The sequence below is a fragment of the Thermosynechococcus sp. PKX95 genome, assembly GCF_031583295.1.
Taxonomy (GTDB): Bacteria; Cyanobacteriota; Cyanobacteriia; order Thermosynechococcales; family Thermosynechococcaceae; genus Thermosynechococcus.
This window is the reverse complement of record NZ_CP134171.1, coordinates 2229049-2242310: the sequence shown is the minus strand read 5'-3', so window position 1 is coordinate 2242310 and position 13262 is coordinate 2229049. Positions and strand designations below refer to the sequence as shown.

The following is a 13262-nucleotide window of genomic DNA, read 5'->3' as shown; positions in this document are numbered from 1 at the left end:
AAAACTCTCCCTTTGAGGGCAGTGCACTCTCTCAGTTTTCTCCTAAACAGCGCCACTGGATGCCAACCCCAACAGGGCTATGTTCAGCAAGATGACTAAGGCGGATGCGATTCTCTGGGCGATCGCCTTTATTACGGGGTGTGTTTTCAGTTTCTTTCAGTGGGGCTGGCTGGGGGTCTTGGCTCTAGGCGGGATGCTTTACAGCGGGCGGCGCTGGGGCGGTAAGGTTTGGCTGCGCCTGCCTTCGAGTCAAAGTTTTGCGATCGCGACCCTCGTTGCCCTTTTGGCAATGGCCTATGTGTGGCTGCGCACCCCCCAGCCGGGGGTGAATGACATTAGCGGTTTAGTGCCGCGTCTTGAGGGGTTGAACCTACCGTCAACGGTGCTCGTCGAGGGGCGTGTTGAAACCACACCACTGCCTAATCGCGCTGGGCGACGACGCTTTTTCCTAGGGGTGGAGCGTTATCAAAATCTCAGTCCAGTACCGGCCCAAAGTGGGGTGCTGCAAGGGAGAGCCAGTGGCCGCCTCTATGTGACACTGCCAGCAGCGGCAGGGGCAAAGCTACATCCCAGCCAACGGATCCAGATTTCGGGGCGGCTCTATCTACCTCGTGGGGGGGGCAGTGAGTTTTTTCGTGCCTTTAACTTTCGGCGACAGCTTCAGTTACAGCACACCTTTGCCGGCTTAGCAGGCAACAAGGTCACGATTTTGGATCAGGGATCACCTTGGGGGTTGTGGGCACTGCGGCAGCGGATTATTCAAGTCCATGCCCAAGGGTTGGGCGATCGCTATGGTGCGGTGGTCTCGGCAATGGTGCTGGGAAACCGCGCGGTGGCCATTCCCTTTGAGGTGCGCGACAGCTTTCGGCGCGTGGGGCTATCCCATGCTCTGGCGGCCTCGGGGTTTCATACGGCGATTTTGTTGGCGGTTGTCTTGGCGTTGACCCGTCCCTTGCCACAGCAGTGGCGCTATGGTTTGGGGGCTGGGGTCTTGGTGCTCTTTGCCTGTTTGAGTGGGTTTGCCCCCTCAGCAATTCGCGCTGTGTTGATGGGCTTGGCGGGGTTAGTGGCTTTGGTGAATGGTCAAAAGGGGCAACCCCTCGTGATCCTGCTGGCGATCGCCACTGCCATGCTGATCTACAATCCCCTGTGGATTGAGGACATTGGCTTTCAGTTAAGTTTTCTGGCCACATTGGGTCTCATTGTCAGTGCTCAACCGATTAGCGATCGCCTCGATTGGTTGCCAACACCCCTACGCAACCTTGTCGCGGTACCCCTCGCGGCCACCCTTTGGGTACTGCCCCTCTCTTTGGCAATCTTCGGTATTTTCCCGGTGTATGGTCTGCTGGCCAATGTCCTTGCCCATCTGCCCCTGGTTCTCTTGACGGTTGGCGGCTTCATCAGTGCAATGGTCGGCCTCCTCGTTCCGCCTGTGGGATCGGCGCTTGCTTGGCTCCTCTACTACCCCACAGCTTTCCTCCTGTGGCTGATTCAAACCATTGGCCAGTGGCCGGGGGCAACGATCGCCCTTGGGAGTCTGGGTTGGCTGCAAGTTGTTGTTCTCTACGGCCTGATTGTCCTTGTGTGGCTGAGTCCTCGCTGGCGGCGCCGCTGGTTTTTGCTCTTTACCCTTGGTGTCACTCTGGTTCTCGTGCCCTTTATTCTGCGCCAAAACACCCTCTTTCAAGCTACGGTTCTCGCCAATACACAGGTGCCGACACTGGTGATTCAGCAACCAGCGGGGACAGTGGTGATCAATGGGGGGGATTCCCAAGGGCTAACGGCTTTCTTGGCTCAAGAGGGCATTAACCGCATTGATTGGGCGGTGGCCAGCGATCGCCAGTACCGTCAACAACAGGGCTGGCGCGACATTCATCGGATCACCCCAATTCGCCAGTTTACGGATGTGCCAACGGCCAAGAGTGATCCTGCCTACCGGGAAATGTTGGCCACCCTCAAGGTGCCCCATCAATCGCTTCCCCTGCGGCAACCCGTTCAACTGGGTCAGGTGAAAATTACTGTCCTGCGGGCGGATCCGGCTATCTTGACCTTGGAGATGGGCAACAGTCAGTGGCTCTTTGTCAGTGATCCCAGTCGCGATGCCGCGCAAACCGATTGGCTGGCCGTGACGCCCGTGGAGCCACCGCAGGTTCTCTGGTGGTGGGGGCGAAAATTGACGCCACGCCTCTTTGAGATTGTCAAGCCACGCAGTGTCATTCTCAGTCGCAATGCCCTTGATCCGGCGATCGCCACCTACCTGAAGCAGAAACAAATTCCCTATTTTGTGGTCGGAGAAGCCCGGGAAGTGCGCTGGCAGGCCGATGGCTCCCTGAAGGCCAATGCCCCTCAAAACGATGGCTTGATTTAGGACTCGCTTTGGCGCAAGCGTAAATGTGCGGTTGCCAATGTTTCTTGGAGTACCTGCTGAATGCGCTGCGGATCGGGAGTTTTGCCCCCCATCACGTCGCCAAAATAGACACAGGCGGCTTCCCCCAAGGCCCAAGTATAGGCCGCCGCCCAAGAGGCAGAGAGCACCGATCCCAAACCTGGAATAAATTTAATCAACTGTTGCCCCACCAACCGCGCCACAAATCCGCCACCAATTGTGGTTAAGATGCCCGCGGCTTGGGAAGGCGAAAGGGTCTGACCGTACAATTGCCCCAGCAGCACCACCATCACCACCTGCACCCCCACAAGGACTGGCATCGTGGCAAAGGGCAAAGGCACTGCCGCCAAGGTTCCCGCCATCACTGCAAAGGGGGCAATGTAGCGCCGCCCCACCTGACGATAGAGGGGAGCTAGTTGATCACTGAGATGGGATTGGGCGATCAGCTCGCGGAGCAGTTGGGCTTCTGCTTTGGGCAGCACTGCCTCTAGGGTTGTAGCAAGGGCCTCAAAGCCATAAAAAACAGGGGTGTAGCCGTCTTCTTCCAACGTAAAGTCAAGGGGAATGACGCGATCGCTAATGTCAGCAAAGCGTTCCTTCAGGCCGGCGATCGCCAAGTTAACCTCAGGAGTGTCTGGCGGGTAGGGGGGATGGTTTTCTTGCTGGGGAGGATACAGCTCGTGCAGACAGGTAATGGCCAAAATAAAGGGAATCTCTGGATGAGCCTTCTTCAGTGCCTTTGCCACTTGGTGCAGGCGATCGCCCGCAAAATCCGTTACCTTGACCGTCAAAATAATCACTCGTGCCCGTTGACTTTGCTGCAACAGGTGATCCAATTCCGCCACCACCTCAGCCGTTTGCGCTGGCGTTTCCCCCAAGCCCACTGTATCCGTGAAGGTGAGCAGTGGCAGTTCAGCTGTGGGATAGTCATAGCGCTGTGTTTGCCGCGTATGGGGACGAAACCCCGCCCCGACAATACTGGCATCGGCACCCGTCATTGCCCGCACAATCGAACTTTTCCCCGATTGAGGTTTGCCAATCAGCAAGACCTCCGTCGCCGGTAACTCCTGCCGTGCCCTAGCCAAGACCTCCGCCAGCGCCGTTGCATCCACCTGAAACCAGCGACTCAGGAACTGCCCATAGGAGCCTAAGAATTTAGGCTTGGGTTTCTCCACGGGCGTCGTCACCGTAGCTGGGGGATTCGCGGTAGATCGCATCCAGTTGGGCACGGGCATCCTCCACACTGAGAGAGCGCATCACCAACAGGGGCTCATCAATCACATGGCCATCGCTATCTAACAGTTCGGGATGGGTCACCCGTGGCGGTGAAAATTGGCGTTGTGATTCAATGCCGAGGGTCAACAAACTGCGAATCAGATTAGCCATGGCCAGTAGTGCCAAGACCGTAAAGGCAACAATATAGATCAACTGCAACATGAAGAGAGCACCTCCAAGCCAAGCGCCGAGAATGGTTTAAGCGTCACAAGATTTGGATAAGCGATAGTGGTGGGCAACCTGCCAGCACTCCATCAAGAGCGTATGCCACTGCATCAGTACCTGTGTATCAACCCCCACTTGGCCGTCCGTTGCCCGAAAGAGGCTTTGGGTAGCAATCACATCGTTGAGAGCCGTCTCCACCCGTTCAAGGAGTGCCTGCTGTTCCGCCACGTTCAAGAAGGGAATCACTTCTGTCTGCAAGAGCGATCGCGATCGCGTGAACCAGTACTGAAAATCTTCGAGTAGCGGCTCCAGCAAGACCTTAAGCAGTTGAGGTTCAGGTAAATTTGAGTGCAGCATAGAGATTGATGAGGGCGACCTACTTCTATCTTAAATCTTAAACTCGTTTACATATTGTTACATTGTTAATCTTTGACTGCATCTTTCCTCGGCGCGATCGTTTGGAAGGAATCGAAGAGACGGTGTACCCTAAAAAAAGACTCAAAAATACTGATCTTGTCCCCATTACATAGTGTGCGCAGGTATGGACATCCGCGACTTTTTTGCCCAAAGTGCTGGCCGCTGGTTTTCCCAACGTACCAGTCATCACTTGGCCTTTAAGCAAACTGAGTCAGGCAAGTCTCAGTTAACCATTGAATTACTGTCTGTGGATGATCCTGCGGTCATTGCCCTGTGTCAGCAATATGACATGGATCCGGCTTGGGCAGTGTGCGGTGCACGGGTCAGTTGGGACGGCACAATGGAATGGGATACCGAAAAGCACGAAGGCTCGACGGTATTGGTGCCGATCATGGATCAGGGGTCACGGATGGAAGGCAAGCTCCTGCGGGAAATGGGCTATGCCGAAAAAGCTCCTGTGGCCGGTCGCTTTAGTATGGGCAGTGATGGTGCTCTGACACTGATTACCGAATACGAAACCATGTACTCTGAGGAGCGACTCTGGTTTGCCAGTCCCAATTTACGCCTGCGCACCAGTATTCTCAAGCGCTTCGGTGGCTTTAGCATGGCCTCCTTTTGCTCAGAAATCCGCCTAGGGGTGACGCAACCCGCCAATTCCTGATGGTCTTTCTCCACGTTGCTATTAACGTCACGGATTTGCAGCGAGCTGCGGCCTTCTATGAAGGGTTGCTAGGTCTTACCCCCGTCGATCGCCCCCTGAAATTCCCCGGCCGCTGGTATCAAATCGGTACGGTGCAAATTCATCTCATCCCAGCAGAGCAGGTGGTCGATCGCTGTCAAGATCAGCGGTGGGGACGTAACCCCCACTTTGCCCTTGGCATAACTGATTTAGCCAGTCTCGAACAACGCCTAGTGGCAGCCCAAATTCCCTTGCAGCGCAGTGCCTCAGGACGAGCCGCAATCTTTGTCGCAGATCCTGATGGCAATCTGATTGAACTCAGTCAAGTGTCCTAGAGTACCAGCTTGGCCGTTCCCAAAAACTGAATGCCCGTTGGCTCAATGGCAAAACGATAGGGCAAAATTTCCACCCCTTGGTTGTAGGCGGCGCGTAAGAGTTGTCCATAGGTGGGATCGGCACTGTCTCCCGGCGCAAAGCGATCGCAATCACCGCGATTAATAAAGTAGACCATACACACACGAGTGTCAGGTTGGGTTTGCCGTAGCCATTGCAGTTCCCGCAGATGCTTTTGACCTCGCATGGTCACCGTATCAGGAAACAGGGCTAACCCCCCTTGCGCCCAAGTGGTATTTTTCACCTCAACATAGGCAGGGGGCTGTTGGGGATGATCCGCCAAGTAAAAGTCAATGCGGCTGCGCTCTTGACCATAGGCCACCTCTCGCTGCTGAGTGCCATACCCAGCTAGTTCCGGTAGGATGCCTGCCGCCAATGCGGAAGCAATCACCCGATTCGGCAAACTCGTATTTACCCCCACCCACGTGCCATCAACGAAAATCATTTCCCACGTATAGGCCAGCTTGCGCTTGGGATCTGCATGGTAGGAGACTTGAACGGGGGCACCCACTTGGCAGATTCCTGTCATCGGCCCTGTATTCGGGCAGTGGGCTGTGATGCGATCGCCAGAGGTCAACTCAATCTCCGCAAAAAATCGCTGATAGCGCCGACAGAGAATTCCTGCTTGGAGCGGTGGATAGTGCCAACACAATGTGGGAGTCACAGGCGACCCATAGAAAGCGCAAGCCTCTATTTTATCCCCAAAAGTAAAATGCCAGCCCCCCTTGGTGATATGGAAGCCAGCATTCTACGGAATATTAAAGGAGATTTAAGGTTAAGGTCTATATGGGCTGACCTCAATTGAATACCCTGATCATGGCATCACTTCTTGGCAGGGCTGGCTTTCCTAATCTTTTCTTTATATTTATGTTACCAAGGTCTGATCTTTCGTTACATGTCTTAGAGTTTCGCAGTATTGTCCTGAAAACTCCCCTGTCCTCATCACAAGAAACGCCCCTAAATCCCGTAGTATTAAGATGTATGTCGCAAATCTTAAAAATTTCTGAGGTATGACCGCCGAAACCCCTGATGTTGCGCCCTTAGATCGGTTTGAGTGCCGTGCCTGCGGCTACATCTATGAACCCTCAAAGGGAGACGAGAATCGCTCGATTCCGCCGGGGACAGCCTTTGCTGATCTCCCCGTGAACTGGCGGTGTCCAGTGTGCAGTGCTCCGAAAAAGCAATTTAGCAACATTGGACCTGTGGGATCCCCCTCAGGCTTCAAGGAAAATCTGAACTACGGCTTGGGTGTGAATCGCCTCACCCCCGGCCAAAAAAATATCCTCATTTTTGGTGGTCTTGCCCTTGCCGTTCTTTTTCTACTGAGTTTCTATAATGTTCGCTAAACAAATTGACAGTTATTGGCAAAAAATGAAAGGAATCAAGTTCCTGCATTGGCTACTGGTGACCGTTTGTATCTGGGTGAGCCTGAGTACCTCTGCCCTTGCCATCCCCGCCTTGGACTACAACCCTTGGGAAGCCATCCAACTACCAACCACTTCAACCATTCTCGATATGAGCTTTATTGACCGTAATCACGGTTGGTTGGTGGGTGCCAATGCCACACTAATGGAAACTCGCGACGGTGGCCAAACGTGGGAACCCCGTACGCTGGTGTTAGATAATCCCGACTATCGCTTCAACAGCGTTAGCTTCCAAGGGAACGAGGGTTGGATTGTCGGTGAGCCACCGATTATGCTGCACACGACCGATGGCGGCCAATCTTGGAACCAAATTCCCCTCGATCCTAAACTACCGGGTGCGCCTCGCTTCGTGAAAGCCCTTGGCAGCGGCGCTGCGGAAATGATGACCGATGTAGGCGCCATTTACCGTACCAAAGACAGCGGCAAAAACTGGCAAGCATTAGTCCAAGAAGCCATTGGGGTCATGCGCAACCTCAACCGTTCGCCCTCTGGTGAGTATGTGGCTGTCTCCTCGCGGGGGAGCTTTTATTCCACGTGGCAGCCGGGACAAACCGCTTGGCAACCCCACAACCGCACGACCTCGCGCCGTGTCCACAATATGGGCTTTACTCCGGATGGTCGGCTCTGGATGATTGTCAATGGCGGTAAAATTGCCTTCTCTGATCCAGACAATTCCGAAAACTGGGGAGAACTGCTGAGTCCCCTGCGTCGCAATAGTGTTGGCTTCCTTGATCTGGCCTATCGCACACCCAATGAAGTATGGCTAGCAGGGGGTGCCGGCGTGCTGCTCTGTAGCCAAGATGGTGGCCAAACGTGGCAGCAGGATGTGGATGTGAAAAAAGTCCCCTCCAACTTTTATAAAATTCTCTTCTTTAGTCCTGATCAAGGGTTCATTATTGGCCAGAAGGGGATCTTGCTGCGGTATGTGACTGACTTGACGGCTGCTTCGGCGTAACGTAGAAAATAACTGCCGAGCATCTGGTAAAGTCTGGTTATGAACTCCAGCAGCACTTCATTCTCCCTCCATGCGGGTAGTTTCTTGCGCAATATCTGGTACTATGGCCTGCCAGCTGCTGACCTCAAGCCGGGTCGCTGCCAAGCCAAGGTGCTTTTAGGGGAACCTATTCTCTTCTGCCGTACCACTTCAGGCAAGCCCTTTGCGCTGCGCAATCTCTGCCCTCACCGTGGCGTTCCCCTGCACTATGGTCACTTTGATGGGGAAGAGGTGGAGTGCCCCTACCACGGCTGGCGCTTCAATGCCCACGGCCACTGTACCCTGATTCCCTCCCTCACCAGTGATAGTGATGTGGATCTCAAGCACTTTGGTGTGTTGAGTTATCCCGTACGCGAGGTGCAGGGCAATCTTTGGATTTTTTTGCCGGCTAATGAGCGCAATGTTAGTGAACCCACTCTAGAGGTTCCCCTTGTGCCCGGATTTAGCGCCGAGACCCAACCCCAAGCGGTGCAAAAATTCATCTTTCCGGGACATCTGGATCAGGTGTTTATTAACTTTATGGATCCCTCCCATGCGCCCTTTGTCCATGGGGCGTGGTGGTGGCGTAAGCGGGGCAAGCTCTTTGAGAAGGCAAAAACCTTTGATCCGTCGCCCTATGGCTTTACCATGCGGCGGCATCCCCTCCTGCGCAAGTCGTGGGCACACCATATTCTGGGCGGCCACCCGGAGGTGGAAATTATCTATCGGCTGCCGGGGATTCGCATCGAAACCAACTATAGCGATCGCCACACCTTTTGCTTTCTGATTACCCTTACCCCCATTAACGATCAGGAGACTGAACTCACCGCCACCTACTACTGGACCTTTCCATGGCTCGCCCCCCTGAAACCCTTACTGGCTCCCTTAGCGCGGGAATTTCTCAACCAAGATTTGCGCATTGTGGCCAAGCAAAGCGAAGGCCTAAAGTACAAGCCACCGTTGACGCTTATCAAGGAGGCCGATTACCAAGCTAAATGGTATTACCAGCTTAAGCGGGAGTACGAGAAAGCCACCCAAGAGGGACGGGAATTTGTCAACCCCTTGAAAACCCAAGTCCTACGCTGGCGCTAAAGGCAGCAGCCCCTCTGGTACGATCAGAGGGTTAGATCCTTCACACTGGCTGTACCTATGCTCCTAGACCTATCGGGAAAACGCGCCCTTGTGACCGGCATTGCCAATAATCGCTCCATTGCTTGGGGGATTGCCCAACAGCTCCATGCAGCAGGTGCTGAACTGGCAGTGACGTATCTTCCCGACGAGCGGGGAAAGCTGAAGCAAAAGGTCGAGGAACTGACAGCCCCCCTTGCCCCCAAGTTGCTCCTGCCGCTAGATGTGCAGCAACCTCAACAAATTGACGAGACCTTTGCGGCGATTCAATCCACATGGGGTGGCTTAGATATTTTGATTCATTGCTTGGCCTTTGCCCAAAAAGAAGATCTCAGTGGTGACTTTTCCGCCGTCTCCCTTGAAGGCTTTAATCTCGCTCTCGACATCAGTGCCTACTCCCTGATCTCTCTCAGCCGTGCCGCTAAACCATTGATGACCAACGGCGGGTCAATCATTACCCTGACTTATTTGGGGGGTGTACGGGTTGTGCCGAACTACAATGTCATGGGGATTGCCAAGGCAGCCCTAGAAATGAATGTGCGCTACCTCGCGGCAGAATTGGGGCCTCAGAAGATCCGTGTCAATGGTATCTCCGCTGGTCCAATTCGCACCTTGGCTTCCTCAGCAGTGGGGGGCATTCTCGACATGATTCACCATGTGGAAGCCACAGCTCCGTTGCGGCGCACGGTGACCCAAACAGAGGTGGGCAACACAGCAGCCTTTCTTGCCAGCGATCTAGCCAGTGGCATCACTGGTCAAATTCTTTATGTGGACGCCGGTTACTGCATCATGGGCATGTAAATAAAAGCCATGCGCTAGAGTAGAGTCAGCGAGTTATTGACGAGGCAAAGCATGGGTTTACTTGATCGTGTCGGCATGGTGATTCGCTCTAATCTCAATGCCATTGTCAGTGCTGCTGAAGATCCAGAAAAAATCCTTGAGCAAACAATTATTGACATGAACGAGGACTTGGTGAAGTTGCGCCAAGCCGTTGCTCAAGCCATTGCTGCTCAGAAACGACTAGAGCAGCAGTACGCCCAAAATCTTAAGGATTCCCAACAGTGGGAAGAGCGGGCACGTCTTGCCCTCAGTAGAGGAGATGAAGCCCTCGCGTTGGAAGCCTTGAACCGTAAGAAAACTGCTGCAGATACCGCTGCCGCCCTTAAAGCCCAAGTGGATCAAATGGCAGTCCAAGTAAAAACCCTTAAGGACAACTTGACCGCCCTTGAAAGCAAAATTTCTGAGGCGAAAACGAAGAAGGAAATGCTCAAAGCGCGTGTCCGGGCAGCCAAAGCCTCTGAGCAGATTCATCAAGCAGTCAGCAAGGTGGGTACCTCCAATGCGATGGCGGCATTTGAGCGTATGGAAGATAAAGTCCTGCAAATGGAAGCCCGCTCCCAAGCGATCGCTGAACTGAGTGGCGATACTCTCGAAAGTAAATTCCAAGCGCTCCAAAGCAGCGCCAACAAACAAGATGTGGAATTTGAACTGGTAGAAATGAAGCGGCAAATGGGCTTATTGCCCGATGCCCCCTCTGCGGGGACACTCCCCCAGACCTCCAGTGGCAGCAGTCAGTTAAATATTAATATCAACGTCTCTACCCCCGAAGTGCAGGACGCGCCACGCCCCAGTGCATCCTCTCAAAGTAAATCTATTGATGACGATATGGCAGAACTCCGCCGCCTACTGGATAGTTAACTCAAATGGGTCGCCTGGGATTCGAACCCAAGACCAATCGGTTAAAAGCCGAGTGCTCTACCGCTGAGCTAGCGACCCACGCTGTTTCGCAGCTTTTCCAGTATAGAGAAAACCACCTTGAAAGACAAGGGGTTAGGGGCAAAGCCAGTGGGGAAATTCACAAAATTGTTCTCGGCTGAGGAGATGGATGCGCGGTTGTGCCTCGGCTTGGGCGCGATCGCCAGCAGTGGTATAGCCCCATGTCGCCAAGAAGAGTTCTGTTTCCCCTAGCGCCGGTGTAGCCGCAACCTGTAACAGTGCCCCAAGGCGATCCTCAACAAACCACAGGGGAGCGCCATAGGTTGACTGCAGCGCCTCAAGAATCACAGGCTTTGGCTGCCGTTGCTCTTTGCCATAGATCGCCTCTGGGGGAAAGGAAATGCCCGCTTGCTCCAGCAAATAGGTAACAAAGCGCTGCTCCTTGGTGGTGACAATGGCGAGGGGTTGACCTTGGGCTTGCCAGCGTTGTAAAGCGGCTATGACACCGTCATAAAAGTCATGGAGTGCTAGCCAGCTTTGCCAGTCCGTTGCAATCCAGCGATCGCGCAGGCCGTCCACTCGTTCTCCCAAATCGGTGGCAGTGAGATGGTAGGTAGCAAGTAGGCGATCGCGCACCTTTGGCCAGTTTTGGAGAATCTCTTGAGTAGAGGTGCCTTCAACAATTGCTCGCAACAGGAGTGGCATTTCCCAACCCACCGTAATCACAGGGCGCAATTGACCAAATTGCCTTTCTAGTTCCTCTAGGGAAAGCGCAAGGGGCTGCTCAGGCCACACCTGCTGATACACCTGCCAACTGGTTTGAAAATATTCCCGCAGGCCATTGCAGAGGACGCCATCAAAATCTAAGGCCAGTAATGAGGGTAATATTTGTGACATTGCTGTCTAAAACCTAACTGGGGCGGGAGGATTCGAACCCCCGAATGGCGGGACCAAAACCCGCTGCCTTACCGCTTGGCGACACCCCATTGCGTTGCTTTGTTAGCATAGCAAGTTTGGCTTGGTTTGTTCAAGGGATGGACTGATTTTTTTTCGTGCCTAAATGCTGTAATACAGGGGAAAGGACTTTGCCTCCCGTGGCTTAATAAAGACCTGCTGTTGGGGTTCAAGGCGCAGCTCGTCAAATCGCTCTCGCGATAGGTGTGCCATCAATTCCTGCCCATCGTCTAGGCGCAGTTCCACCTGAATTTCCCAACCCAAGTGAATGATGCGGTGAATGCGAGCTGGGACGGTGTTACCATTGGGACTTGTCTCAATAATGATGTCGCGCGGGCGCAGAAAAATATCGCAGTGGGGGGCTGTGTCTTCGGTGGGCTGAAAAACACGGGAGCGCACGACGTTCACAGGGCCAATAAAGCTCATCACAAAGGGGCTAGCGGGATGGTCGTAAATTTCCGCGGGGGTACCCACCTGCTCCACTTGACCTTTGTTCATGACCACGATTTGATCGGCCACTTCCATGGCTTCCTCTTGGTCATGGGTCACGAAGACCGTTGTCACATGGACATCATCGTGGAGGTGGCGTAGCCATGCTCGCAGTTCCTTACGTACCTTGGCATCGAGGGCACCAAAGGGTTCATCCAGCAATAGCACCTTGGGTTCTACGGCAAGGGCACGGGCAAGAGCCACCCGCTGGCGTTGTCCGCCAGAGAGCTGAGAGGGGTAGCGATCGCCCAAGCCAGCCAACTGCACCAACTCGAGCAACTCCTCAACCCGAGCTTTGATCTTGGCACGGGGCACCTTGCGCAGCTCTAGGCCAAAGGCGATATTTTGGCGCACAGTCATGTGCTTAAAAAGGGCATAGTGCTGAAAGACGAAGCCAATATTACGCTCTTGGACACTTTGATAGGTGGCGTCCTTGCCCGTGAGCAGAATCCGGCCAGTGTCGGGCATCTCTAAACCCGCAATCAGCCGCAGTAAGGTTGATTTGCCAGAACCCGAAGGCCCCAACAGCGCCACCAAAGAGCCACTGGCAATATCCAAATCCACCTGCTTGACCGCTTGAAAGGAGCCAAAGGACTTAGAAACGTTTTCAATAGTGATGCCCATAGCACTGCCAGCAATACTCTAGTTTCTCTATAAGATTACCGTAGTTTTGAAGCCCTGTGTCTTTGCCCACAGGGCAAACGCATACTCAGACAATGGCATGGCAACGCACCACCTGTGCCAACCGCTCTACCCCACCGTCAAGACTGAGTAGAATACAGGTGCCGTGGATTGCCCTTGAGGCTCAAAACATATAGCTATTCCAATAAAGAATGAGACATTATCCAGCACAATACTTGCGAATCACCTCATCAATCGAACTGTTTGACCCTGCATACCCCCTCTCATCGATAGACACCACCGTTTCCTCCCCATGGCTCTCTACCCATGTGTTGAGCTGCTGTTGATACGCTTGTCGCTCTTCTTCACACCCTTCTTGGTAACGTATCTGTTTTTTTTCGGGTGATGCCCATCTGGGCGAGGGCATAACTAATGGTGGAAACTTGGACGCCAAATCGCTGGGCACGGTCGATTAAACGGTCATCGGGATGGGCAGCAACATCCGCTGCTAAGGCCGCCCAATCCAGCTTCCAAGGACGACGGGGGACAACTGTGGGGGCTAAGTCGTCTCGCTTCAGCCAGCGATGGATAGTGGCGCGGCTCACCTGAAAGATTTGAGTTGCTTCACTGATTTTGCCACCT

At 53.9% G+C, this 13262-nt stretch carries 15 protein-coding genes and 2 tRNA genes; 8 read left to right on the top strand and 9 right to left on the bottom strand.

Features of this window, described 5'->3' with window-relative positions; all coding sequences use genetic code 11:
* The first annotated feature begins 91 nt into the window (after positions 1-91).
* On the top strand, positions 92-2368 hold the full coding sequence (locus tag RHH81_RS11020) for a ComEC/Rec2 family competence protein (RefSeq protein ID WP_310743057.1): 2277 nt from the start codon (positions 92-94) through the stop codon (positions 2366-2368).
* On the opposite strand, the gene RHH81_RS11015 is transcribed toward RHH81_RS11020, so the two are convergent.
* Genes RHH81_RS11015 through RHH81_RS11005 form a run of 3 tightly spaced genes read right to left on the bottom strand, consistent with a single transcriptional unit; the run spans position 2365 to position 4183 of the window.
* A complete protein-coding gene (locus tag RHH81_RS11015; protein ID WP_225901573.1) occupies positions 2365-3573 on the bottom strand; it encodes a GTPase family protein in 1209 nt (402 codons plus the stop codon). The two genes, RHH81_RS11020 and RHH81_RS11015, sit on opposite strands and share 4 nt — an antisense overlap.
* Entirely contained in the window at positions 3542-3823 is a 282-nt protein-coding gene (locus tag RHH81_RS11010) for a DUF2973 domain-containing protein (protein ID WP_149819439.1), read from the bottom strand. The genes RHH81_RS11015 and RHH81_RS11010 overlap by 32 nt, the downstream gene beginning before the upstream one ends.
* A 36-nt stretch (positions 3824-3859) precedes the next feature.
* On the bottom strand, positions 3860-4183 hold the full coding sequence (locus RHH81_RS11005) for a DUF2605 domain-containing protein (RefSeq protein ID WP_286625093.1): 324 nt from the start codon (positions 4181-4183) through the stop codon (positions 3860-3862).
* A 184-nt stretch (positions 4184-4367) separates the two neighbouring features.
* Between RHH81_RS11005 and RHH81_RS11000 the strand changes: the two genes are divergently transcribed.
* Both RHH81_RS11000 and RHH81_RS10995 read left to right on the top strand, forming a co-directional pair.
* Positions 4368-4904 (top strand): phycobiliprotein lyase, encoded by a 537-nt coding sequence (locus RHH81_RS11000; protein WP_206200202.1) that lies wholly within the window; start codon positions 4368-4370, stop codon positions 4902-4904.
* Complete coding sequence (locus RHH81_RS10995) at positions 4904-5257, top strand: VOC family protein (protein WP_206200201.1); 354 nt, start codon at positions 4904-4906, stop codon at positions 5255-5257. Before RHH81_RS11000 ends, RHH81_RS10995 begins: the two co-directional genes overlap by 1 nt.
* On the opposite strand, the gene sfsA is transcribed toward RHH81_RS10995, so the two are convergent.
* Positions 5254-5979: a DNA/RNA nuclease SfsA gene (gene sfsA, locus RHH81_RS10990; protein WP_206200200.1), complete on the bottom strand. Its 726-nt coding sequence runs from the start codon at positions 5977-5979 to the stop codon at positions 5254-5256. The genes RHH81_RS10995 and sfsA overlap by 4 nt on opposite strands.
* Positions 5980-6325: 346 nt before the next feature.
* Here sfsA and RHH81_RS10985 point away from each other — a divergent pair, with 346 nt between their 5' ends.
* The 5 genes from RHH81_RS10985 to RHH81_RS10965 are packed head-to-tail and all read left to right on the top strand — an operon-like array spanning position 6326 to position 10538.
* Complete coding sequence (locus tag RHH81_RS10985) at positions 6326-6661, top strand: rubredoxin (protein ID WP_149819429.1); 336 nt, start codon at positions 6326-6328, stop codon at positions 6659-6661.
* Between the two features lie 25 nt (positions 6662-6686).
* The gene (locus RHH81_RS10980) at positions 6687-7694 is read left to right on the top strand and encodes a photosynthesis system II assembly factor Ycf48 (RefSeq protein WP_255521456.1); all 1008 of its coding nucleotides are present in this window, start codon (positions 6687-6689) and stop codon (positions 7692-7694) included.
* Positions 7695-7733: 39 nt separating this feature from the next.
* The gene (locus RHH81_RS10975; RefSeq protein WP_206200198.1) at positions 7734-8804 is read left to right on the top strand and encodes an aromatic ring-hydroxylating dioxygenase subunit alpha; all 1071 of its coding nucleotides are present in this window, start codon (positions 7734-7736) and stop codon (positions 8802-8804) included.
* A 57-nt stretch (positions 8805-8861) separates the two neighbouring features.
* Entirely contained in the window at positions 8862-9641 is a 780-nt protein-coding gene (gene fabI, locus RHH81_RS10970; RefSeq protein WP_206200197.1) for an enoyl-ACP reductase FabI, read from the top strand.
* Between the two features lie 51 nt (positions 9642-9692).
* On the top strand, positions 9693-10538 hold the full coding sequence (locus RHH81_RS10965; RefSeq protein WP_310743056.1) for a PspA/IM30 family protein: 846 nt from the start codon (positions 9693-9695) through the stop codon (positions 10536-10538).
* A 6-nt stretch (positions 10539-10544) separates the two neighbouring features.
* Here RHH81_RS10965 and RHH81_RS10960 read toward each other — a convergent pair.
* From RHH81_RS10960 to RHH81_RS10940, 5 genes are all read right to left on the bottom strand, one after another.
* A tRNA-Lys gene (locus RHH81_RS10960) sits at positions 10545-10616 on the bottom strand.
* 54 nt (positions 10617-10670) lie between these two features.
* Positions 10671-11453, bottom strand: coding sequence for an HAD family hydrolase (locus RHH81_RS10955; RefSeq protein ID WP_302678313.1), 783 nt, complete (start codon positions 11451-11453; stop codon positions 10671-10673).
* 17 nt (positions 11454-11470) lie between these two features.
* A tRNA-Gln gene (locus tag RHH81_RS10950) sits at positions 11471-11542 on the bottom strand.
* A gap of 70 nt (positions 11543-11612) precedes the next feature.
* Positions 11613-12623 carry a sulfate/molybdate ABC transporter ATP-binding protein gene (locus RHH81_RS10945; protein WP_206200194.1) on the bottom strand — a complete coding sequence of 337 codons (1011 nt, stop codon included), beginning with the start codon at positions 12621-12623 and terminating at the stop codon, positions 11613-11615.
* Positions 12624-12985: 362 nt separating this feature from the next.
* On the bottom strand, positions 12986-13252 hold the full coding sequence (locus RHH81_RS10940) for an IS630 transposase-related protein (protein WP_399379001.1): 267 nt from the start codon (positions 13250-13252) through the stop codon (positions 12986-12988).
* Positions 13253-13262 lie beyond the last annotated feature (10 nt).